The 22768-nt window shown below is 72.0% G+C and carries 15 protein-coding genes; 6 read left to right on the forward strand and 9 right to left on the reverse strand.

Annotated elements, in window-relative coordinates; translation table 11 throughout:
* Positions 1 to 16 precede the first annotated feature (16 nt).
* The 4 genes from ACFYZJ_RS15605 to ACFYZJ_RS15620 are packed head-to-tail and all read right to left on the reverse strand — an operon-like array spanning position 17 to position 4542.
* Complete coding sequence (locus tag ACFYZJ_RS15605; protein ID WP_103839268.1) at positions 17 to 655, reverse strand: ATP/GTP-binding protein; 639 nt, start codon at positions 653 to 655, stop codon at positions 17 to 19.
* Positions 636 to 1037: a DUF742 domain-containing protein gene (locus ACFYZJ_RS15610; RefSeq protein ID WP_388567698.1), complete on the reverse strand. Its 402-nt coding sequence runs from the start codon at positions 1035 to 1037 to the stop codon at positions 636 to 638. The genes ACFYZJ_RS15605 and ACFYZJ_RS15610 overlap by 20 nt, the downstream gene beginning before the upstream one ends.
* Positions 1034 to 1537 carry a roadblock/LC7 domain-containing protein gene (locus tag ACFYZJ_RS15615; protein WP_388567702.1) on the reverse strand — a complete coding sequence of 168 codons (504 nt, stop codon included), beginning with the start codon at positions 1535 to 1537 and terminating at the stop codon, positions 1034 to 1036. The genes ACFYZJ_RS15610 and ACFYZJ_RS15615 overlap by 4 nt, the downstream gene beginning before the upstream one ends.
* On the reverse strand, positions 1534 to 4542 hold the full coding sequence (locus ACFYZJ_RS15620; RefSeq protein WP_388567704.1) for a nitrate- and nitrite sensing domain-containing protein: 3009 nt from the start codon (positions 4540 to 4542) through the stop codon (positions 1534 to 1536). Before ACFYZJ_RS15620 ends, ACFYZJ_RS15615 begins: the two co-directional genes overlap by 4 nt.
* 373 nt (positions 4543 to 4915) lie before the next feature.
* Between ACFYZJ_RS15620 and ACFYZJ_RS15625 the strand changes: the two genes are divergently transcribed.
* Positions 4916 to 5704: a protein phosphatase 2C domain-containing protein gene (locus ACFYZJ_RS15625; protein WP_388567706.1), complete on the forward strand. Its 789-nt coding sequence runs from the start codon at positions 4916 to 4918 to the stop codon at positions 5702 to 5704.
* Between the two features lie 47 nt (positions 5705 to 5751).
* Positions 5752 to 5979 carry a hypothetical protein gene (locus ACFYZJ_RS15630; protein WP_388567708.1) on the forward strand — a complete coding sequence of 76 codons (228 nt, stop codon included), beginning with the start codon at positions 5752 to 5754 and terminating at the stop codon, positions 5977 to 5979.
* Between the two features lie 315 nt (positions 5980 to 6294).
* Here ACFYZJ_RS15630 and ACFYZJ_RS15635 read toward each other — a convergent pair whose 3' ends face one another.
* From ACFYZJ_RS15635 to ACFYZJ_RS15645, 3 genes are all read right to left on the reverse strand, one after another.
* The gene (locus ACFYZJ_RS15635; RefSeq protein ID WP_388567710.1) at positions 6295 to 6804 is read right to left on the reverse strand and encodes a MarR family winged helix-turn-helix transcriptional regulator; all 510 of its coding nucleotides are present in this window, start codon (positions 6802 to 6804) and stop codon (positions 6295 to 6297) included.
* 167 nt (positions 6805 to 6971) lie between these two features.
* Positions 6972 to 9389 carry an endopeptidase La gene (gene lon, locus ACFYZJ_RS15640; protein WP_388567712.1) on the reverse strand — a complete coding sequence of 806 codons (2418 nt, stop codon included), beginning with the start codon at positions 9387 to 9389 and terminating at the stop codon, positions 6972 to 6974.
* Between the two features lie 133 nt (positions 9390 to 9522).
* Positions 9523 to 10296: a rhomboid-like protein gene (locus tag ACFYZJ_RS15645; RefSeq protein ID WP_388567715.1), complete on the reverse strand. Its 774-nt coding sequence runs from the start codon at positions 10294 to 10296 to the stop codon at positions 9523 to 9525.
* A gap of 281 nt (positions 10297 to 10577) precedes the next feature.
* On the opposite strand from ACFYZJ_RS15645, the gene ACFYZJ_RS15650 reads away from it, so the two are divergent.
* From ACFYZJ_RS15650 to ACFYZJ_RS15665, 4 genes are all read left to right on the forward strand, one after another.
* A complete protein-coding gene (locus ACFYZJ_RS15650; RefSeq protein ID WP_388567718.1) occupies positions 10578 to 11264 on the forward strand; it encodes a spermidine synthase in 687 nt (228 codons plus the stop codon).
* Between the two features lie 112 nt (positions 11265 to 11376).
* A complete protein-coding gene (locus ACFYZJ_RS15655) occupies positions 11377 to 12114 on the forward strand; it encodes a response regulator transcription factor (protein WP_388567720.1) in 738 nt (245 codons plus the stop codon).
* Complete coding sequence (locus ACFYZJ_RS15660) at positions 12111 to 13220, forward strand: ATP-binding protein (protein ID WP_388567722.1); 1110 nt, start codon at positions 12111 to 12113, stop codon at positions 13218 to 13220. Before ACFYZJ_RS15655 ends, ACFYZJ_RS15660 begins: the two co-directional genes overlap by 4 nt.
* A 282-nt stretch (positions 13221 to 13502) precedes the next feature.
* Positions 13503 to 17345 (forward strand): multifunctional oxoglutarate decarboxylase/oxoglutarate dehydrogenase thiamine pyrophosphate-binding subunit/dihydrolipoyllysine-residue succinyltransferase subunit, encoded by a 3843-nt coding sequence (locus ACFYZJ_RS15665; RefSeq protein WP_388568574.1) that lies wholly within the window; start codon positions 13503 to 13505, stop codon positions 17343 to 17345.
* Between the two features lie 70 nt (positions 17346 to 17415).
* On the opposite strand, the gene ACFYZJ_RS15670 is transcribed toward ACFYZJ_RS15665, so the two are convergent.
* Positions 17416 to 21732, reverse strand: a complete 4317-nt coding sequence (locus ACFYZJ_RS15670) for an SAV_2336 N-terminal domain-related protein (RefSeq protein WP_388567724.1) — start codon at positions 21730 to 21732, stop codon at positions 17416 to 17418.
* Complete coding sequence (locus tag ACFYZJ_RS15675) at positions 21732 to 22763, reverse strand: AAA family ATPase (RefSeq protein WP_388567726.1); 1032 nt, start codon at positions 22761 to 22763, stop codon at positions 21732 to 21734. The genes ACFYZJ_RS15670 and ACFYZJ_RS15675 overlap by 1 nt, the downstream gene beginning before the upstream one ends.
* Between the last annotated feature and the right edge of the window lie 5 nt (positions 22764 to 22768).

Genomic DNA, 22768 nt, shown 5'->3' on the forward strand with positions numbered 1-22768 from the left:
GTGCTCCTACTCAGGACTACTCGGGGGTGACGTCCAGCGCGTGGCCCACCAGGGCCAGGAGGGTCTCGATCACCGAGATCCGGCGGCGCGCGTCCATGATCATGACAGGTATGTGTGCCGGAATGGTGAGGGCCTCGCGTACATCCTCGGGTTCGAACCGCTCGCTGCCGTCGAAGTGGTTGACCGCGACCATATAGGGCAGCCCGCTGCTCTCGAAGTAGTCGAGCGCGGGGAAGCAGTCCGCGAGCCGCCGGGTGTCGGCCATGACGACCGCCCCGATCGCGCCGCGCACCAGGTCGTCCCACATGAACCAGAACCGCTGCTGGCCCGGCGTGCCGAAGAGGTAGAGCACCAGGTCGTCGTCGAGCGTGATGCGGCCGAAGTCCATGGCCACGGTGGTGGTGAGCTTGTCCGGGGTGCCGGTGAGGTCGTCGGTCTCCTCACTGGCCTCGGTCATCAGCGCCTCCGTCTGCAGGGGCGTGATCTCCGAGACGGCGCTCACCAGGGTGGTCTTGCCGACGCCGAAGCCGCCCGCCACCACGATCTTCGTGGCGATCGGGGCGCGCGTACGGTCCGTCTGCCAGGCCTTCAGTTCCTCGTCGGGTTCGACGAGTCGATCGACGCCCGGGGCGGCGTCAGAGACGACGGAGTCCACTCAGCACCCTTTCCAGCAGAGCGCGGTCCGGCTGTCCCGTGCCGTGACCGGTTCCGTACACACGGATCTTTCCCTGGTCCGCGAGGTCGCTCAGGAGCACGCGGACCACCCCGAGCGGCATCTTCAGCAGTGCCGCGATCTCCGCCACCGTGCGCATACGGCGGCACAGTTCGACGATGGCCCGCATCTCCGGCATCACGCGGGTGGACAGTGAACCATTCGTGAGTTCGCGTCGCTCCTCGGGGGCCTCCAGGGCGGCGACGAAGGTCTCGACGAGCAGGACGTGGCCGAACCGGGTGCGCCCACCGGTGAGCGAGTAAGGACGGACGCGGGCGGGTTTGCGGTCGCCGCCGCGGACGGGCAGTTTCTGTGTGCCGCTCATCGGACGCTCCCTGCCGACTCGGCCTCCAGGGACCTGCGCAGCTCACTGCGGAGCTCGGGTGTCAGGACGTGTCCGGCGCGGCCGACGAAGAGCGCCATGTGGTATGCCACCACGCTCATGTCGCAGTCCGCGGAGCCGTGCACGCCGAGCAGCGAGCCGTCGCTGATGGACATGACGAACAGGCTGCCCTCGTCCATCGCGACCATCGTGTGCTTGACCTTGCCCGCGTCCATCAGCTTGGCGGCGCCGATGGTGAGGCTGCCGATGCCGGAGACGATGGTGGCGAGGTCGGCGGCGGACCCCTTGGGACCGCCGGGCCTTCCGTCGTGGCCGGCGCGGGCTTCCGCGATCCGGCCGGGGTCGGACGAGAGCAGGAGCAGGCCGTCGGAGGAGACCACCGCGACCGACAGGATGCCGGGCACCTCCTCCACCAGGTTCGTCAGCAGCCAGTGCAGGTTGCGGGCCTCACTGCTCAGTCCGAAGGTACTGGACGCGGTCAACTGCTTGCCTCCTCGACTGTGCCCCCCGTTGCTTCAACGTCCTGTGCGGTGCCGGGTGTCGCGTGCTGAGGTGGTGCCGTGGACCGGTCCCCGGGTGTCCTGTTCTGTCCCGTCCGTTCGGCGATCTCCGCCTCGACATGGCGGTAGCCCTCCCTGGCTCCCCGGTGGAACCCGCCGAGCCTGCGGCGCAGCGCCTCGGCGTCCACGCCGCCGGCGCGGGGCCGCGGAGCCGGAGCGGGCGCGGAGATCTTGGGGGTGCGCTTGGGGAGCCCCTTGGCGGTGAGCCGGGGGGGCTCGGGCTCCTGAGGCGCTTCGGGCTCCTCGGGCGCCTCGGGCGCGGGCGGCTCCGGGGCGGTGGTGCGGGGCGCCTGCGCGGCGGGCCGCGGCTCGCCCTCGTCCACGGCGCGTTCGTGGGTCTCGGGCCCGATGGCGTAGGGGTCGGCGGCGGCCTGGGCGGGGACGTCGGCGGCCGGGGCCGGTTCCTGCGCCGGGGGCGACGGCTCCGTCCGGGGCGACGGAAGGAAAAGTTCCATCGTGGTCTCGGGGCCGAACTCGGGCTCGTCCGCGGGCGCCGGGGCGGCGGGCTCGCGTACGGGTTCGACGTCCGGTGCGGCCCAGTCGTCCCGTACGGGTTCGGCCTCCGCCGCGGACCAGTCGTCCCGTACGGGTTCGGCGACCGGTGTGCCCCAGTCCTCCCGTACGGATCCCTCGCCGCGGACGGGCTCCTGCCGCTGCTCGCTCTCCTCCCGCTCCCGTACGGCCTCCTCCGCCGCCGCGATCAGGGGGTCCTCGTCGCCCCTGGGCTCCTGCACCGTGAGCCGCTGACGGCCGTTGAGGACGTTGGAGTTGGCCTCCGCGTCCGCGCCGGGCAGCGAGAAGGAGGGCGCGCCCCCGGCCACCGGCGCCCCGGCGGGTGCGGCCGCGGCCGGCGCCCCGGCGAGCAGCGGCTTCGGCAGGACCACGACGGCCGCGACGCCGCCCTGCTTCTGCTCCCGCAGCTGCACCCGCACCCCGTGCCGGTGGGCGAGGCGGGCCACCACGTACAGGCCGAGCCCGATGCCCTCGCCGCCCTCCTGGTCGTAGGGGCCCTCCGGGTCGAAGTCGGCGAGCCGGGCGTTGAGCGTCCTCATCCGCTCGGCGGTCATGCCGATGCCCTCGTCCTGGACGGAGAGCATCACCTCGCCGCTCTCCAGGAGCCAGCCCGAGACCTCGACGGGGACGTCCGGCGGGGAGAACGCGGTGGCGTTCTCCATGAGTTCGGCCAGCAGGTGCGACAGGTCGTCGGCGGCGAACCCGACCACGTGCGCGTGCGGTGGCAGGGCGGCGATCCGGACGCGCTCGTAGCGCTCGATCTCGCTGACCGCGGCGCGCACCACGTCGACCAGCGGCACCGGTCCGGCGTGCTGCTGGACGTGCTCGGCGCCGGCCAGGACGAGGAGGTTCTCGCTGTGGCGGCGCATGACCGTGGCGAAGTGGTCGAGCTTGAACAGCGTGGACAGCCGCTCCGGGTCCTGCTCCCGCTCCTCCAGGCCCTCGATGACGGTCAGCTGGCGCTCGACCAGGCCGAGGGTGCGCAGGGCGAGGTTGACGAAGGTGGAGTGGATGCTGTGCCGGACCTGCTCCAGGTGGCCGGCGGCCCGGGCGAGGTCGGCGCGCAGCTTCTCGCGTTCGTCGGCCATGATCTGCCGCTGGCCGACGAGGTGCTTGCGGTCGGCCTCCAGGGTGGACAGGCGCTCCTGGAGCGCGACGGCATGCGCGTGCAGGGCGTTGACGGAGCGGACGACCTGGGCGAACTCGTCGTTGCGACCGGTGAACTTCACCGGTTCCTCGGCGGCCGGGTCGGCGGCCACGCGCGCGGTGCCGAGGCGGAGCACGGCGAGCGGGCGGGTGAGGCTGCGGGCCATGGCCATGGCGATGCCGACGGCGACGAGCAGCAGGACGCCGAGGACCGCGACACGGATCTCCAGCGCGGTGACGTCGTCGTCGCGCAGCTGGGCGAGGTCCTTGCTGCGGGCCTGGTAGAGCGAGGACTCGACGCCGCGCATCAGGTCGACGCGGGCGGAGAGCGCGGCGTCGACCTTCTTGGTGCTCAGGCCGAGATCGCTGTCGGAGAGGGTGGGCTGGTCGGTGAGGTCGGCGAGGTACTTCTCGGCGGAGGAGACCTCGGGGCCGGTGACCGTGGAGTCGTAGGAGGACTTGGCCGCGGCGGGCGCGGTGTCGCCGAAGCCGGCGATCGCCGCGTCGGAGCGGACGGCGGCCTGCTGGGCGGCGGCGGTGAGCGCGTCGCGCTGCTTGGTGTCGGCGTCCGAGGAGGTGCTGGTGGTGGTCGGCAGGCCGGTGACCGGGCTGATGACGGTGCGGGTGGTGCGCGGGATGTTCAGGGCCGCGAGGAGCAGTCCGCGGGCGGCGGCGGCCTGCTGCACGGCGGTGTCGAGTTCGGCGAGGGAGTGGGCGCCGGAGCCCGCGCGCGGCGGCATCTTGTCGGCCAGCTGCTCGGCGAGGTCGTGCAGCTCGGCGATGACGGCGGAGTACGACTGGTGCGCCTGGAGAGCGCTGCTCTTGCCGGTGAGCGCCGATCGCCGCACGGCGGCCACGTCGTCGAGGTCCTTGCGCACTGCGGCCGAGAGGTCCGGGTTGGCGCGCAGGTCCTCGATCTCCCGGTCGACGCGCGCGCTCTGCTGCTCGGCGGGCGCCTTGGACCCGGGGCGTCCGGCGGCCACGTACGAGGTGACCTCGTCGCGTTCGTCGGCCAGCGAGTGGGCGAGGACGAGCGCGTCCTGGGTCTGCTCGGCGAGGGTCACCAGACTCTGGGAGTCGTGCAGCTGCCCGGAGGCGGCGACGACGCTCGGCGCCCCGGCTCCGGCGATGGCGGCGGCCACCACGGCGACCGCGATGATCAGCCGGTTGCGCACATGGGCGGCGCGACCCTGGCTCGCGGAGTCCGACGAGGCCCGCTGTTCGGGGACCGTCTGCTTGCCTGTGCTCCGAGGCCGCGTCTTCTGCACCGGTGCTCGCACTTCCTCACTCGTGTACCCATGGGCCCGGGGTGACGTCCCGTCAACGGGAATGCCGACCCGGTACGACGGCTTCCGACCCTCCCAGTGCCGGTGGGCAGAGGTCTCGCTTCGCCTGACCCGCCACCCGAAGGAGTGAACATCGGCGGGGAGTTGGCGGGCAAGTTCCTCTGGCGCGTGCGGAGGCCTTGTGCGGTGGGCCGGTTGGACGTCGGCGGCACACTTTGGCAGTATTCGCCGCCACGCTTCACCGGAAGCGATTATTCCGTACCAAACCAGGCGGCTGACCTGCGCCCTCGCAGCGATTCGGCGACCGTTGCCAGCCTTTCGTGGACCTTGTGAAGGCCTCGTGCAGACTGGCTGGATGCGTATTGAGCTGACGTCCGAACCCGGCGACGCGACTCGCCCCAACGAGGACTTCGCCGCGCTCGCGGTTCCGGCTTCGGGGCAGGGCGGGGCGCTGGTCGTCCTGGACGGGGTGACCCCGCCCGACGGCGACGACGGCTGTCTTCATTCCGTCCCCTGGTTCTGTGCACGCCTGGGCGGCTTACTGACCGAACTATCCGTTTCCTACCGGGATCTGACACTGCCGGAGGTCCTCGCGGAGGCAGTTCTCCGTACCGCCGACGCCCATGTCTCCACCTGTGACCTTTCTCACCCGCGCACACCCCAGGCGACCGTGGTCCTCGCCCGCTGGAGCGAGGCCGCGGTGGAGTACCTGGTCCTCTCGGACTCGGCGCTCCTCGTCGAGGCCCCGGGCGGCACGGTGACCGCCCTCCTGGACGACCGTCTCGCCCGCCTCCCGCGCGCGGCCCTGGCGACGGACGCCCTGGTGGACGCGACGGTCCGCAACAGGGAGGGCGGCTTCTTCACGGCGGCCGCGGACCCCTCGGTCGCGGCCCGCGCCGTCACCGGCGAACTGCCGCGCGAGCGGGTGCGCACCCTCACGGCCCTGACGGACGGGGCGACGCGCTGGACGGAGAAGTTCCGCCAGGGCGACTGGTCGGATCTGTTCACGGTCGTCCGAAAGGAGGGCGCGACGGCGCTCGTGGAGCGCGTACGGGCGTTGGAGAGCGCCGACCGCGAGGAACGGGCGTACCTCGGCCGCAGCAAGACGCACGACGACGCGACGGTGGTGTACGTGGAGCTGTGACGGCCGTGCGATGACCCAACCGGTCACGTTCGCCAGCGAATTCGGGTATGACGGTCATCAGCGGAAGGGTCGGCCGACCGAGGGGGCGGGAGCACGGCGGGGATGTCCGGGGCTGCGCGAACGGCGGTCCGGGGGCGGCGATCGCCTGCGCGGCGGCCGCCGCCGCGCTTGTCCTGGTGGCCGTCCTGGTGGATCTCGACACGGCCGACCGGGCGGCGAGCGTGCGCCGCCCTGCCGGCCCTCGCGACCTTCCCACCGCACTGGAGCGGCCGTAACCGTTTCCTGCGCCGGTTCCACGTCAGGGGACGGTTCCAGGGAACAATTTCATCGGCGTCGGCCGTCGCCCGCACGCTGTACCACGAGCCCGAACTACCGTCCGTCCTGGCCCCACACGCCTGGGCACCGCAGTTGCGGTTCGAGGCCCTGCGCCTGCTGACCGAGCGCCGGCCCGACGATCCGCGGACCCACGACATCCTCGCCGACCGTGCCGCCGACGACCTTGACCAGGACGTGCGGATGACCGCCCTGGAACTCCTGGCCGGACGAGGAACTCCTGCCGCGCTTCGCCTCAGGTCGGAGCCCGGAGCGGCTCAGCGCTCCATGCCCCGGTTGAGCTGGTTGAGCAGCCGCGCCAGTTCCGCGACCTCGCGCGGGTCCCAGTGGGCGAGCTCGCGCACATAGCGGGCGCGGCGGGCCTCGCGGACGCGGCCGACGCGCCGGTGTCCCTCCTCCGTGAGGTGCACGAGCCAGGCCCGGCCGTCGGCCGGATCGGGCTCCCGGGCGACCAGGCCGAGCTCCTCCAGGGCGCGCAGCTGACGGGACATCGTGGCCTTGCCGACACCGATGTAGGCGGCGAGTTCCGTGGCACGCTGGCGGCCGCACTCGTCCAGCCGTGCGAGCAGCCCGTACGCGGCGGACTCCAGGTCCGGGTGGACCTCCCGGGCCATCTGGCCCGCGTTGGCGCGGGCGCGCCGCAGGAACACGGTCAGCTCGCGCTCCAGCGCCAGGAACTCCTGGTTCGTGCCGCCGGAGTGGTCCGCACCCTCCGCCGGCCCGTCGGGTTCCACCGGACGCCGCTCGCTGTTTCCGTCCTCGTGCACGTCAGTCACCTGATCCGGATCCCGTTCCTCGAAGTCTCCGCCGAAGTCGCCGTTGTCGCAGCTTGCGTCAGTATTTCGCAGGCATGGACCAACGGCAGCACCGGTCCATGGCGAAGGCCCGGGCCTCCCTCACGAAACCCGGGCCTTCCCTCATCCGGCAGCGTCCGTCACGCCGCCGCCGGAACCTCCGGCCGCGCGTCGCTCGTGGCCGGCGCGAGCGCCAGCTCCAGGACCTGGCGGACGTCCGTGACGGCGTGGACGTCGAGCTTGTCCAGCACCTCCGCCGGGACGTCGTCCAGGTCGGGCTCGTTGCGCTTGGGGATGATCACTGTGGTGACCCCCGCCCGGTGCGCGGCGAGCAGCTTCTGCTTCACCCCGCCGATCGGCAGCACCCGGCCGGTCAGTGAGACCTCACCGGTCATCGCGACGTCCGTGCGGACCAGCCGCCCCGACAGCAGCGAGGCCAGCGCGGTCGTCATCGTGATGCCCGCGCTCGGGCCGTCCTTGGGGACCGCGCCCGCCGGGAAGTGGATGTGCACGCCCCGGTCCTTCAGGTCGCCGACGGGCAGCTCCAGCTCGGCGCCGTGGGAGCGCAGGAAGCTGAGTGCGATCTGCGCGGACTCCTTCATCACGTCACCGAGCTGACCGGTCAGGGTCAGACCCGCCGCGCCCGTCTCCGGGTCGGCCAGCGAGGCCTCGACGTACAGCACGTCGCCGCCCGCGCCGGTGACCGCGAGGCCGGTCGCCACGCCGGGGACCGCGGTGCGCCGCTCGGCCGGGTCCTGGGCGGACTCGGGCACGTGGTGCGGGCGTCCGAGCAGCCCGCGCAGGTCCTCGGCCCGGACGGTGAACGGCAGCTCCCGCTCGCCCAGTTCGTGCTGGGCCGCGACCTTGCGCAGCAGCCGCGCGATGGACCGCTCCAGGGTCCGCACGCCCGCCTCGCGGGTGTACTCGCCGGCGAGCTTGCGCAGCGCGGCCTCCTCGATCGTGACCTCGTCCCGGGCGATGCCGGCCCGCTCCAGCTGGCGCGGGAGCAGGTGGTCACGGGCGATGACGACCTTCTCGTCCTCGGTGTAGCCGTCCAGGCGGACGATGTCCATGCGGTCGGCCAGCGCCTCCGGGATGGCCTCCAGGACGTTCGCCGTGGCCAGGAACACCACGTCGGACAGGTCGAGTTCGACCTCCAGGTAGTGGTCGCGGAAGGTGTGGTTCTGCGCCGGGTCCAGGACCTCCAGCAGGGCCGCGGCCGGGTCGCCGCGGAAGTCGGAGCCCACCTTGTCGATCTCGTCGAGCAGGACCACCGGGTTCATGGACCCGGCTTCCTTGATGGCGCGGACGATCCGGCCGGGCAGGGCGCCGACGTACGTACGGCGGTGGCCGCGGATCTCGGCCTCGTCGCGGACGCCGCCGAGGGCGACGCGGACGAACTTGCGGCCCATGGCGTGCGCGACGGACTCGCCGAGGCTGGTCTTGCCGACGCCGGGCGGGCCGACGAGCGCCAGCACGGCGCCGCCGCGGCGGCCGCCCACGACGCCCAGGCCCCGGTCGGCGCGCCGCTTGCGCACCGCCAGGTACTCGGTGATCCGCTCCTTCACGTCCTCCAGGCCCGCGTGCTCGGCGTCGAGGACGGCCTTGGCGCCGCGGATGTCGTACGCGTCCTCGGTGCGCTCGTTCCACGGCATTTCGAGCACGGTGTCCAGCCAGGTGCGGATCCAGGAGCCCTCGGGCGACTGGTCGCTGGTGCGCTCGAGCTTGTCGACCTCCTTGAGGGCGGCCTCGCGCACCTTCTCGGGGAGGTCGGCGGCCTCCACGCGGGCGCGGTAGTCGTCGGACTCCTCGCCCTCCTGGGTGTCGCCGTTGAGCTCGCGCAGCTCCTTGCGGACGGCTTCCAGCTGGCGGCGCAGCAGGAACTCGCGCTGCTGCTTGTCGACGCCTTCCTGGACGTCCTTGGCGATGGACTCGGCGACCTCCTGCTCGGCGAGGTGGTCGCGGAGCTGCTGGGTGGCGAGCTTCAGCCGGGCCACCGGATCGGTGGTCTCCAGGAGTTCGACCTTCTGTTCGGTGGTGAGGAAGGGCGAGTAGCCGGAGTTGTCGGCGAGCGCGGAGACGTCGTCGATGGCCTGCACACGGTCGACGACCTGCCAGGCGCCGCGCTTCTTCAGCCAGCTGGCGGCGAGGGCCTTGTACTCCTTGACGAGCTCGGCGACGTGGCCGGGCAACGGGTCCGGAACCGTCTCGTCGATGCGTGTTCCCTCGACCCACAGCGCCGCGCCGGGCCCGGTGGTGCCCGCACCGATCTTCACCCGCCCCCGGCCGCGGATGAGGGCGCCCGGGTCGCCGTCCGCGAGCCGGCCGACCTGCTCGACGGTGCCGAGGACACCGGTGGCGGCGTAGGTGCCGTCGATGCGTGGAACGAGCAGGACCCTGGGCTTTCCGGGCTCGGAACGGGCGGCCGCCTGGGCGGCCTCCACCGCCGCGCGCACCTCGGAGTCGCTCAGGTCCAGCGGGACCACCATGCCGGGCAGCACAACCTCGCCGTCGAGCGGCAGCACAGGCAGGGTGAGCGGTGTGGACGTCGAAGCCATGATCTCCCCTTCGGCAGTCAAGTTGAGTTGTGCTGACTCAATGCACGAGAGGATTCGATTGTTCCCCAAGGCTTGTTCGCTCTGGGCGATCAGTTGGGGCGACCGCTGTGACCAGGCGCGCAACGGCGCAGGGTCAGCTCAGAGGCACGGCCGCGGCTCCGGTCCGGGCCCAGCGCCGTACCAGCGGCCAGGTCCCGACGCCGATCGTCAGGGCCAGCAGATGACCCCAGTTGCTCAGCGGGTCCGTGAACTCGACCAGGTCCTGGAGGAGCACCGCGGCGAACGCGATCAGCACCGTCCAGCGCAACCAGGGCCGCAGCAACCCCGTCAGCGCGCCCAGGCTCCCCGCCACACCGAAGCTGATGCCGTAGTCGAGGCGGTGCAGCGAACTGTCCGGCAGATGGCCCGCCAGCACGGCGAGGCCGACCGGGACCTCGGTGCCCAGCGTCGCGAGCACATGGCCGAGCAGAAAGACGACCGCCGTGCGCGCGCCGCCTATCCGCCGCTCCAGCGCCGTCAGCACGACCAGGAAGACGAGGGTGTAGTACGACAGCATCCCGCCCGCGATCCACAGCGCGCTGGTCAGCAGCACCACCACCGGACTGCGCATCAGATGCGCGACGTCCGTGCTGGATTCCTGGCACAGCGCGTTCACCAGCGTCGGATCGGCGTACTGGGCGAACAGGGAGGTCACCAGCAGCACGGCGGCGTACCCGAAGGTGAACGGCGCCCGCTTCGGGCTCGGCAGCAGCAGGACCAGGCGCGGGGCGGTCCACCGCACCGGGAGCGGAACCGTGTGCGTGACGGGCGGCGGCGCCGTGCGCTGGCGCGGCATGCCGTCCAGAAGCGACGCGCCCCTCCCGGGGGGCATGAGCGTGGCATCGGCCGCCGGGACCGTACGTTCCAAGGTGCGGCGCTCCTTCCGTCACACTCCACCCTTCGCGCCGCGCCGGTCGCTGTCTATGACCGACGCCACCCGAGACGGGATTCAAAGCAACTTCTCAGGCGGTTTCCGCGTCCGGGCCGGCCGCGCACGGCTGCGGCGGGCGCGGCGGCCCGCCCGGCCGCCGGCGACGCCCGCCGGGGACGGCCCGCAGGTCGCCCGCAGGTCGCCCGCGGTCGCCCGTTGGGGACGGCCGCCGGGGAAATGAGTCGCCCCCGCCCCCGCCGGTCACCAGAATGTGGCCTATGCCTCATCCGTACGACACCGACGACACCCCGGTGGTCCTGGACCGTCGTGAGGGCCCGCACGGCGAGGTGGTGCTGCGGCGGCACGGTGAGTTGCTGCAGATCATCGCCAACGGCTGTTTCCTGATGGACACCTCCGACGGGCGCTCGGAGCGGTTGCTGGTGGACGCCGCGTCAGATGCCCTGGACGGCCGCCCGGACCCGAGCCTGCTGATCGGCGGACTCGGTGTGGGCTTCTCGCTCGCGCACGCGGCGGCCGATCCCCGCTGGGGTCGCATCACCGTCGTCGAACGCGAACGCGCCGTCATCGACTGGCACCTCGACGGCCCCCTGTGCGCACTGTCCGCCGACGCGCTCGCCGATCCGCGCACCCGCGTCGTGGAGGCCGACCTCGTCACCCACGTCAATGAGACATCGGACACGTACGACGCCCTGTGCCTGGACATCGACAACGGGCCCGCGTGGACGGTCACGGACGACAACGGCAGCCTCTACTCGACGGCCGGACTCGCAAGCTGCGCAAGGGTGTTGAGACCCGGCGGGGTGCTCGCGGTGTGGTCGGCCGCACCGTCACCGGATTTCGAAGGAACCCTCAGGAATGCCGGGTTCCGGCAGGTGCGTACCGAAGAGGTGCCCGTTGCCCGGGGCGTTCCCGACGTCGTGCACCTCGCGATCGGACCTGGATAGCCGACCGGCGGTAACTCCCCGTACCCTGCTTCACTGACGCCGATCATTCAAGCGTCAAGCGCAGTCATGGGATCACCCCACGGATTCCGGAAAGCAACCCCAGGGGCGGGCGATGGAGCAGACACACACCTCCCACAACGGCACGACGGCGACCCCGGGCGCTCAGCGGCGCGTCCTGGTGGTCGAGGACGACCAGACGATCGTCGAGGCCATCGCCACCCGTCTGCGCGCGGAGGGATTCCTCGTGCAAACGGCAGGTGACGGGCCGGCGGCGGTCGACACGGCGGAGGCCTGGCAGCCCGACCTGCTGATCCTCGACATCATGCTGCCGGGCTTCGACGGCCTGGAGGTCTGCCGGCGCGTGCAGGCCCAGCGCCCGGTGCCGGTGCTGATGCTGACCGCACGCGACGACGAGACGGACATGCTGGTCGGGCTCGGCGTCGGCGCCGACGACTACATGACCAAGCCGTTCTCGATGCGTGAGCTGGCGGCGCGCGTGCACGTGCTGCTGCGCCGGGTGGAGCGGGCCGCACTGGCCGCCGCTACCCCGCGCACCGGCATACTGCGCCTCGGCGAACTCGAGATCGACCACGCACAGCGCCGGGTGCGGGTGCGCAGCGAGGACGTCCATCTGACGCCCACCGAGTTCGATCTGCTGGTGTGCCTGGCCAACACTCCGCGCGCCGTGCTCTCCCGTGAGCAGTTGCTCGCCGAGGTGTGGGACTGGGCGGACGCCTCCGGCACCCGCACCGTGGACAGCCACATCAAGGCGCTGCGGCGGAAGATCGGCGCGGAGCGCATCCGGACCGTGCACGGCGTGGGCTACGCCCTGGAGACCCCGACGCCATGAGCGACGGGCGGTCGGCCACGCGGAGGAGCCCTGGGGAGCCCTGGGGCGGCGTACGCCCGTTCTCGATCAAGACCAAACTGGGCGCGCTGGTCGTCATCTCGGTGTTCATCACCACGGGTCTGCTGATGATCGCGGTGCGCACCGCCACCGAGCTGCGCTTCATCACGGTGTTCTCGATGATCGCCACCCTGTTGATCACGCAGTTCGTGGCGCACTCGCTCACCGCGCCGCTGGACGAGATGAACACGGTGGCCCGGTCCATCTCGCACGGCGACTACAGCCGCCGTGTGCGCGACAACCGCCGGGACGAGCTGGGCGACCTGGCCCAGACGATCAACCTGATGGCCGACGAGCTGGAGGCCCAGGACAGCCAGCGCAAGGAGCTGGTGGCGAACGTCTCCCACGAGCTGCGCACCCCCATCGCGGGGCTGCGCGCGGTGCTGGAGAACATCGTCGACGGGGTCACCGAGGCGGATCCCGAGACCATGCGCACGGCCCTGAAACAGACCGAGCGCCTCGGCCGCCTGGTGGAGACCCTGCTGGACCTCTCCCGCCTGGACAACGGCGTCGTTCCGCTGAAGAAACGTCGCTTCGAGGTGTGGCCGTACCTCTCGGGCGTCCTCAAGGAGGCCCAGATGGTGTCCTCCGCGCGCGCGGGCATCGCCTCGGGCTCCGGCAGCCACACCCGTACGGACGTCCATCTGCACCTCGACGTCTCCCCGCCGGAGCTGACCGCGCACGCGGACCCCGAGCGCATCCACCAGGTGGTCGCCAACCTGATCGACAACGCCGTCAAGCACAGCCCGCCGCACGGCCGTGTCACGGTGAAGGCCCGGCGCGGCCCCGCTCCGGACTCCCTGGAGCTGGAGGTGCTGGACGAGGGCCCCGGCATCCCCCAGTCGGAGTGGCACCGGGTGTTCGAACGCTTCAACCGCGGCTCCGTGAACCGCCCGCACGGGCCCGGCAGCGACGGCGGGACGGGCCTCGGCCTGGCGATCGCCCGCTGGGCGGTGGATCTGCACGGTGGCCGGATCGGAGTGGCCGAATCCCCACGCGGCTGCCGGATCCAGGTCATCCTTCCGGGAGAGCCATCTCTGCCGAGTTGACGTAAAGTTCGAAGCGGAGCAACAAGATCCACGCGTGTCCGCGCAGCCGGACACGTGTGATCAGGCAGAGGCCCACGCACTCCCCGCGCCGGGCCCGGGTCGTCGTACCTGTCCGCAACAGGAACCACACTTGTTTCCCGCCATTTCAACCCCTGAAACACGCTTTCCGGTGTGACTTACGCGACGATGAACCGGCCCGACCTGACCTTCGCGGTCTTGGAGGCGTAGCCTTTATTCCCGCTGTCCAATCACCTTGTGAAGCGGAAGAGGGCGGTTGCCGCCGTGTCGCCACAGTCCCCCAGTAACCCGAGCGTCTCGACCGACGACCAAGCCGGGAAGAACCCCGCAGCTGCGTTCGGTCCCAACGAGTGGCTCGTCGACGAGATCTATCAGCAGTACCTCCAGGACCCGAATTCGGTAGACCGCGCCTGGTGGGACTTCTTCGCCGACTACAAGCCGGGGGCCGCCGCAGCTGCCTCCTCGGCTCCGTCGGGTACCGCGGCCGCGGGGGCCGCGGAGACCACCACGGCGTCCCCGGCGGCGCAGGCCGCGCCCGCGGCTCCCGCCGCACCCCAGGCCCCGGCCGTCGCCGCTCCCCAGCCGGCCGCCGCTGCGGCCCCGGCGAAGCCCGCCCCGGCGGCCGCTCCCGCCCCGGCGGCGGCTCCCGCTCCGGCCAAGCCCGCCGCACCCGCCGCCGCGAAGCCCGCCGCGGCCCCCGCCCAGCCCAAGAAGGACGAGCCCGTGTCCGAGGCCCCCGCCGGCCCCGAACTGGTGACGCTGCGCGGCCCCGCCGCCGCCGTCGCGAAGAACATGAACGCCTCCCTGGAGATCCCCACGGCCACGTCCGTGCGCGCGGTCCCGGTGAAGCTGCTCTTCGACAACCGCATCGTCATCAACAACCACCTCAAGCGCGCCCGCGGCGGGAAGATCTCCTTCACGCACCTCATCGGCTACGCGATGGTCCAGGCCATCAAGGCGATGCCGTCGATGAACTGGTCGTTCGCGGAGAAGGACGGCAAGCCCACCCTGGTCAAGCCGGACCACGTCAACCTCGGCCTCGCCATCGACCTGGTCAAGCCCAACGGCGACCGCCAGCTCGTCGTCGCGGCGATCAAGAAGGCCGAGACGCTGAACTTCTTCGAGTTCTGGCAGGCCTACGAGGACATCGTCCGCCGCGCCCGCGACGGCAAGCTGACGATGGACGACTTCACCGGCGTCACCGTCTCCCTCACCAACCCCGGCGGCCTCGGCACCGTCCACTCGGTGCCGCGCCTGATGCCCGGCCAGTCGGTGATCATGGGCGTCGGCTCCATGGACTACCCGGCGGAGTTCCAGGGCACCTCCCAGGACACCCTGAACAAGCTCGGCATCTCCAAGGTCATGACGCTGACGTCGACCTACGACCACCGGGTGATCCAGGGCGCCGCCTCCGGCGAGTTCCTCCGCCAGGTCGCGAACCTGCTGCTGGGCGAGAACCGCTTCTACGACGAGATCTTCGAGGCCCTGCGCATCCCCTACGAGCCGGTCCGCTGGCTCAAGGACATCGACGCCAGCCACGACGACGACGTCACCAAGGCCGCCCGCGTCTTCGAGCTGATCCACTCCTACCGGGTCCGCGGCCACGTCATGGCCGACACCGACCCGCTGGAGTACCGCCAGCGCAAGCACCCCGACCTGGACATCGTCGAGCACGGCCTCACCCTGTGGGACCTGGAGCGCGAGTTCGCCGTCGGCGGCTTCGCCGGCAAGTCGATGATGAAGCTGCGCGACATCCTCGGCGTGCTGCGCGACTCGTACTGCCGCACCACCGGCATCGAGTACATGCACATCCAGGACCCCAAGCAGCGCAAGTGGATCCAGGACCGCGTGGAGCGGGCGCACTCCAAGCCGGAGCGCGAGGAGCAGCTGCGCATCCTGCGCCGCCTGAACGCGGCGGAGGCCTTCGAGACCTTCCTGCAGACGAAGTACGTCGGCCAGAAGCGCTTCTCCCTCGAGGGCGGCGAGTCCGTGATCCCGCTGCTCGACGCGGTGATCGACTCGGCGGCCGAGTCCCGCCTGGACGAGGTCGTCATCGGCATGGCTCACCGCGGCCGCCTGAACGTGCTGGCGAACATCGTCGGCAAGTCGTACGCGCAGATCTTCCGCGAGTTCGAGGGCAACCTCGACCCGAAGTCGATGCACGGCTCCGGCGACGTGAAGTACCACCTGGGCGCCGAGGGCACCTTCACCGGCCTGGACGGCGAGCAGATCAAGGTCAGCCTGGTCGCGAACCCGTCCCACCTGGAGGCGGTCGACCCCGTCCTCGAGGGTGTGGCGAGGGCCAAGCAGGACATCATCAACAAGGGCGGTACGGACTTCACGGTCCTGCCGGTGGCGATCCACGGCGACGCGGCCTTCGCGGGCCAGGGCGTGGTGGCCGAGACCCTGAACATGTCGCAGCTGCGCGGCTACCGCACCGGCGGCACGGTCCACATCGTCATCAACAACCAGGTCGGCTTCACCGCGGCCCCCGAGTCCTCGCGCTCCTCCATGTACGCGACGGACGTGGCCCGCATGATCGAGGCCCCCATCTTCCACGTGAACGGCGACGACCCGGAGGCGGTCGTGCGCGTGGCGCGGCTCGCCTTCGAGTTCCGCCAGGCGTTCAACAAGGACGTGGTGATCGACCTCATCTGCTATCGCCGCCGCGGTCACAACGAGTCGGACAACCCGGCCTTCACCCAGCCGCTGATGTACGACCTGATCGACAAGAAGCGCTCGGTGCGCAAGCTGTACACCGAGTCCCTGATCGGTCGCGGCGACATCACCCTGGAGGAGGCCGAGCAGGCCCTGCAGGACTACCAGGGCCAGCTGGAGAAGGTCTTCACCGAGGTCCGCGAGGCCACCTCGCAGCCCGTCTCGGCCGCCGCGCAGGCCCCGGAGGACGGCTTCCCGGTCGCGGTCGACACGGCCGTCTCGGCCGAGGTCGTCAAGCGGATCGCCGAGTCCCAGGTCAACATCCCCGACCACATCACCGTCCACCCGCGCCTGCTGCCGCAGCTGCAGCGCCGCGCGGCGATGGTCGAGGACGGCACGATCGACTGGGGCATGGGCGAGACCATCGCGATCGGCTCGCTGCTCCTGGAGGGCGTCCCGGTCCGTCTGTCCGGCCAGGACTCCCGCCGCGGCACGTTCGGCCAGCGCCACGCGGTGATCATCGACCGCCGGACCGGCGAGGACTACACGCCGCTGCAGTACCTCTCCGAGGACCAGGCGCGCTACAACGTCTACGACTCGCTGCTGTCCGAGTACGCGGCGATGGGCTTCGAGTACGGCTACTCGCTGGCCCGCCCGAACGCGCTCGTGATGTGGGAGGCCCAGTTCGGCGACTTCGTCAACGGCGCCCAGACGGTGGTGGACGAGTTCATCTCGTCGGCCGAGCAGAAGTGGGGCCAGACGTCCGGCGTCACCCTGCTGCTCCCCCACGGCTACGAGGGCCAGGGCCCGGACCACTCCTCGGCCCGCCCGGAGCGGTTCCTGCAGCTCTGCGCGCAGAACAACATGACGGTCGCGATGCCGACGCTCCCGTCGAACTACTTCCACCTCCTGCGGTGGCAGGTGCACAACCCGCACCACAAGCCGCTGGTGGTCTTCACCCCGAAGTCGATGCTGCGCCTGAAGGCCGCCGCCTCGAAGGCGGAGGAGTTCACCACGGGCCGGTTCCGCCCGGTCATCGGCGACAGCTCGGTGGACCCGGCCGCCGTCCGCAAGGTGGTCTTCTGCTCCGGCAAGGTCTACTACGACCTCGACGCCGAGCGGCAGAAGCGGGGCGTCACGGACACCGCGATCATCCGCCTCGAGCGGCTGTACCCGCTGCCGGGTGCGGAGCTCCAGGAGGAGATCAAGAAGTACCCGAACGCCGAGAAGTACCTGTGGGCCCAGGAGGAGCCGGCGAACCAGGGCGCCTGGCCGTTCATCGCCCTGAACCTGATCGACCACCTGGACCTGGCGGTCGGCGCGGACATCCCGGCCGGCGAGCGCCTGCGCCGCATCTCCCGCCCGCACAGCTCGTCCCCGGCGGTGGGCTCCGCGAAGCGGCACCAGGCGGAGCAGGAGCAGCTGGTGCGTGAGGTGTTCGAGGCGTAAGGCCTCACGGTGGTACGTACGAGGGGCCCGGCCCGAGTTCGTGTGACTCGGACCGGGCCCTTCGGCTTTGTCACGGACCGTCCGGTGGGTCGTAGTAGACGGCGAGGTGTCCGGCCCAGGCGGCGTCCGGGTCACGGGCTGCGTTGCCCGCCCTCAGACTCCCTACGCGGGCGAGGAGTCCACGGACGTCCACGGCTCCCCCGAGGAGCTCGTTTACCCGCTCACGAAAGCGGTCACAGTCGTCGTGACGCGTGGCCCGGCTCCAGAGCATCAGCGGGTAACCGAGGGCCAACCCCTCCTCCAGTGGCCGGGGGCTGTGCACACAGGCGACCGGCACGGCGGTGGAGGGTGCCGAGTCCAGTCCCGCCGTGACGCCCACCAACGGGCCGCGGACCAGGGCCGCCCAACGGTTGCTCCGGTCCCGCAGCCGGGTACGGCCCCCGCCGTCCCGGCTGCGGACGAAGACGGGGCGCTGGGCGGCCAGGACGGTGGAACTCTCCCGCACCAGCCAGCGCTCAACCGGGAGCACCCACAACAGCTCGGTCGGCAAGGCGAAATGGACGGGAGCCGGAACGTCGTAGGCGTCGGCCTCCACCAACACGTCCGCCAGGGCGGCGCGCACACGCGCTTCCAGCTCCCGCAGGGGCGTGGGAGACGTGTCCTCGGCCATGACACCCGCCTCTCCGTCCATGACCAGCAGCACACGCCAGCCGTACGCCTGCGCCGAGATGCTCTCGATGTCGACCAGGACCGATGCCGCCTCAGGAGTTGCGAAGGCCGCGTCCACACGCAGGAACACGTCGTCGACGGCCCGGCGCAGATCCGGGTCCCTGAGCCGGGCGGTCTCGGTCACCCAGCTGCGCAGGTCGGCGAGCGCGCGCAGGCGCCGCCCCGCCGGTGGTTGCGCGAGCCGCGCCCACACCCGAGCCGCGTACACCAGCGCGAGGTCCGCGGAGTTCCCCCGGTCCAGACCTCCCACGCCGTCGCGCCAACTGCACAGTGGATATCCGTCATACAGCTGCTGCTTCCCGAGCAGCTCCGCCACCACCCGAGGGCTCTTGGGCGGCGGTATCTCGGCCAACAGTTCGTACAGCACGGTCCGTTCCGCCGGCTCCAGTTCGCGGAGCGCCGCGGAGCGGACGGCCAGCCGGGACTGCACCCCGGTCCACGTCAGGTCCGTGCCGCGGCTGCGGAATCGTTCGGCGTGGTGCCGGTCGTGGGCGCGGACGATCTCGTGCCACAGCTCGGCCCGGGGGCCAGGGCCCTCCCACAGGGTGCGCAGCACCCCGATGCGCACCGCTCCGACACTGCGGCTGCCGATTGCCACCGTCTGGCCTTCGATGACGCCGATGACGGCGCCGGCGTCCTCGTCGAGCACGGGACCGCCCGCGCTGCCGGGAGGCATGGAAACGTCACGCACCAGCAGCCTGTGCCGGTTGTCCCCTGCCGTGGCCGCGGCTCGTCGGGTGGTCACGCGCGGCCGGTCCACGGAGCCGACCACTCCGTACAGGGCCACCTCGCCCGGGGAGACGTCCGGCTCGTCGCTGAGCCACAGGCAGTCCGGGTCGACGGCCTCGGGCACCCGCAGGAGTGCCACGTCACCGACCACGTGGACCTCTGCCACCTGGTGCCGACGGCCGTCGGTCGTGGTGACACCGGCCTGAACACGCGCCTCGGGACCGCGGCCGTGAACGTCCGTGACGACGAGGGCCGCGGTGACGACCCAGCCCGGTGCCAGGAAGAACCCGCTGCCCGAGGTGACGCCCCGCTCGCCGTGCGGGGCGTCGACGCGGACCAGTGCGCGCCTGGCGAGGATGTCGGCCTCCGCGTCGGGCCGGGCCCGCGTGTCCCCGCCCGCGCCCTCCATCCGCACCGCGGGCACCGCCTCGGCCCACGCGGTGTCGCGTGTCGTGACGAGCACTTGGCAGCCACTGATCAAGAGGTCGTCGGCACCGTGGAGATCGTTCCAGCCGTCGAAGACGAGCAGCCAGCGGCGGTCGGCGTACCGGTGGCGCGCCGCGTCCCGCAGGGCGGCGATCCGCTCGTCCGTACCCGTACCGACGTCCAGTCCGAGTTCGACTGCGAGCTGGGCCAGGCGCTCACGTCGAGCCGAGGGTGCTTCGGCGCTCACCCACCAGACGACGTCGTGGTCCGCGGCGTGCCGATGGGCGTACTCGACGGCCACCCGGGTCTTTCCCACGCCTGAAGGTCCGACCAGGGCGCACACCGGCGAGGGCGCCCGGCTGTGCGCCAACTGCTGGTCCAGCTCGGACAAGACGTCCTCGGCGCCGGTGAAGGCGGGGTCGCGGTCGGGGACCCCGCCCCACACGCGCCGCACGCGGCCGGGGAAGGGGGCGTTCGGCGTCCGCGGAGCGTACTGGTCCGCGTCGAGCGACAGCCGGTCCATCAGGCGTCGGCGGGCCTCAGGCTCGCTCACGCTCCACAGATGTGTGACCGGGGACAAGGGTTCCGCCCAGCGCGGCAGTTCCCCGGGGGACACGCACACGGCCGCAAGCTGCTCGACGTGGTGCTCGATGGAGAGTGCCAGTTGCAGGAGACCCTCGTCTGTCGGAGACACCCGGTGCAGTCCGTACCAGTCGCCGAGGAGGAAGACGACCCTGTCGCCACGGCCGAGCCGCTCGCGCATCCCTGAGTTGAGAGCCGTTTCCGGGTCCGGCGAGTCGGAGTCCCAGGCCCACACCGACACCTCGTGCCCGCACGCGCGCAGCACGTCCGCCGCCCACAGGGCCCACCCCACGTCCACCGAGGCGTGCACCACGGTGACCCCCTCCCGGGCCGGGACAGCCGCCGCATACCGCCCCACCACCAGCTCCGACACCTCGGCGAACGCCCCCGGAACCTCCTCCGCCGCCCCCGACCGCGGCACCGGCCCCTCGGTCAGCCGGGCCAGTGCCAGCGCCGGAAAGTTCCGGGCCCGGCGGCCGAAGTGGCGTTCCACGTACTCCCCGCAGTGCTTCAGGACGAGCAGCGCTTCGCCGCGGGGCAGCAGCCGCAGGAGTTCCTCGCGGACGCCGGGTGCGAAGTCGTACCAGCCCTCGGCCTCCCCACGTTTCAGCAGCCCGCTGAGCAGGACCTCCGCCAGCACCGTGGGCCCGGTCCGCGGCTGCATCGCCCGTTGCACGAGCTGCATCACGGGCAGGGTGAGCGGGATGGCCGAGAAGGTCACGGCCAGCCGCACGGCCTGGGCGGAGGCGGTGCGGCGGAACGTGCGGACGAGGTCGGGCGGCTCCGTCGTGGAGCGCTGCGCGCGCGGTGGAGCCGCCGGATGGTCGGCCCGTACCCATGCTGCCGCCGCCAGCAGGGACAGCCCGGTACCGCCGGACAGCAGCCGGGCCCAGGTGCCGAGCGCGGCCCTGGTCGGGGACAGCACGGGCACGGGGAGCGCGTCGAGTGGCCACGGGCCCTCGGTGGGCCGGAAGTCCAGCCGGGCTCCCAGCCCTTCTCGCCGCCGTAGCCGACCGGGCAGGGCGGGCAGGTGGGTGCGGCGCCACATACGCTGGGGCAGGGGCTGAAGCACCGCGACGGGCGCGGCCCGCGCCCAGTGGTGGAGCAGGCGCTGCATGCGACCGGAACGCCACAGCGGGCCCGCGCAGTCGCTGAGCACCAGGGTCACTTGCCGCCCCGTGGGGTCGCGCAACTGCTCCACCGGTCGCCGCGTCCCGTCCGCGGCGCGCGTCCTGCCGATGACGGGCCGGCCGTCGGCGTCCTCGTGGACGTAATGCACGGACACCTCGCGGAAGGCGCCGAGGCCGGCGCAGATCTGCCGGAGTTCGTCGAGCATGCCGTCCCACACCGCCGTCGAGGTGGAGACGTCCATCAGCAGCCGCAGCCGTGCCTCCCGGCGCGTGACGGGCCGCAGGACGGGCAGCAACAGGCCGGTCTCCGCGGCCCGTTCGGCGGTGGCCTGCTCGTCCAGCCGGTGAGTACGGGTGCGCACCGGCGGGCGGTGGTTCTGGAGGGGTCGCAGGGCGCGCTGCAGGGGCAGCGGCTGCGGCAGGACGGTGGCGGCCGGCACCCGGACGCGGAGGATGCCGTCCTCGGCCTGCGGTGCGGGGCGGCCCGGGCCGGGCCGGTCGGCGTACAGGCGGGTGGGGCCGGGGGGCCGGCGGTCACCGTTGTCGGGGATCGGGGGCGTGGACGCCGGTCCCGGGTCGAGGGGCTCGTCGGGCTCCTGCGGCACCGGGACGGGCTCGACCGTCCCGTCCGGGCGCAACGCGGCCGGGTCCAGGTGCCCGGCCAGCCACAGTGCCTCCGCGAGCTCCCGCGCCGTGGGGTCGGCCCCGAGCATGGCACGCAGCCGTTCCACGAGCGCGGTCAGCGGGGCCTCCGGGGCGGCGGACGGGTCCTGTGCGGGCGGGCTCGTCATCAGCGTGGCCCGCGGTCGCCCTGGTCGAGCGGGCGCATCAGCAGCTCCGCCAGCCGCCTGCGGTCCGGCTCGCTGTCGCGCGCCGCCTCCTGAGTGAGGTAGATCGCGTTCAGCAGCTGGTCGGCGGCGCGCAGGGCGCCCGGGCTGGACCGGAGGAAGTCCCGGATCAGGGCGTCGCGGTCGGTGCCGTCGGTGTCGCCGAAGTGGGCCTGGACCATGGCGTCGAGCCGGGCCGTGCCCCACTCGTCGTTGCGGGGAGAGGGAAGGTCCAGGTGGAGGCAGCGGCGCAGCAGCGGTGCGGGGAAGTCGCGTTCGCCGTTGCTGGTCATGACGACCACCGGGAAGGCGCGGCAGCGGATCCGGCCCCCGGTGACGGGGGCGCGCCCGCCGTCGTCGGTCAGCACGTGCACCTCGGGCTGCCGACGGGCGATCCGTTGCAGCTCGGCGATGTGGAACTCGCCTTCCTCCAGCGCGTTCAGCAGGTCGTTGGGGAGGTCGATGTCGCTCTTGTCGAGTTCGTCGACGAGCAGCACGCGCGGGCGCGCGTACGGCAGCAGGGCCGTCCCGAGCGGTCCGAGCCGCAGGTACTCGCCGATGTCCTCGCCCTGGTCCCGCCCTTGTACCCGGGCCATCTGCGCGTCCTGGAGGCGGGCGATGGCGTCGTAGGTGTAGAGGCCGTCGCGCAGGGTCGTACGGCTCACGACGGGCCAGTGCAACACGCGGCCGAGGCCGAGTTCGTGAGCGATGGCGTGAGCGAGGGTTGACTTGCCCGCTCCCGGGTCTCCGGTCACCAGCAGGGGGCGCCGCAGGTAGAGCGCGGCGTTGATCAGCTCCAGCTCCTCGGGGCGCCAGAGGGGGCCGGAAAGGCTCCGGGTGCCGAGGCGACGGGTGGACTCCGAACCGAGCGCCGGAGCCGGGTCGTTGAGGGGCTCACCGTCGAAGTCGCGCCAGGGGGGCGGAGCGGGCAGCCGGCCGATGCCGTCGTGCGGCTCGCCGGTGCCCCGGAAGACGAACCAGTCGGGGGTGGTCACGACTT

The organism is Streptomyces sp. NPDC001848 (assembly GCF_042891915.1).
Lineage (GTDB): Bacteria > Actinomycetota > Actinomycetes > Streptomycetales > Streptomycetaceae > Streptomyces.

Excerpts from the sequence above, each read along its gene's own strand:
- ACFYZJ_RS15655 (WP_388567720.1), top strand. The coding sequence starts at position 11,377 with ATGGAGCAGACACACACCTCCCACAACGGCACGACGGCGACCCCGGGC.
- ACFYZJ_RS15625 (WP_388567706.1), top strand. The coding sequence starts at position 4,916 with ATGCGTATTGAGCTGACGTCCGAACCCGGCGACGCGACTCGCCCCAAC.
- ACFYZJ_RS15650 (WP_388567718.1), top strand. The coding sequence starts at position 10,578 with ATGCCTCATCCGTACGACACCGACGACACCCCGGTGGTCCTGGACCGT.
- ACFYZJ_RS15630 (WP_388567708.1), top strand. The coding sequence starts at position 5,752 with ATGACGGTCATCAGCGGAAGGGTCGGCCGACCGAGGGGGCGGGAGCAC.
- ACFYZJ_RS15610 (WP_388567698.1), bottom strand. The coding sequence starts at position 1,037 with ATGAGCGGCACACAGAAACTGCCCGTCCGCGGCGGCGACCGCAAACCC.
- ACFYZJ_RS15660 (WP_388567722.1), top strand. The coding sequence starts at position 12,111 with ATGAGCGACGGGCGGTCGGCCACGCGGAGGAGCCCTGGGGAGCCCTGG.
- ACFYZJ_RS15670 (WP_388567724.1), bottom strand. The coding sequence starts at position 21,732 with ATGACGAGCCCGCCCGCACAGGACCCGTCCGCCGCCCCGGAGGCCCCG.
- lon (WP_388567712.1), bottom strand. The coding sequence starts at position 9,389 with ATGGCTTCGACGTCCACACCGCTCACCCTGCCTGTGCTGCCGCTCGAC.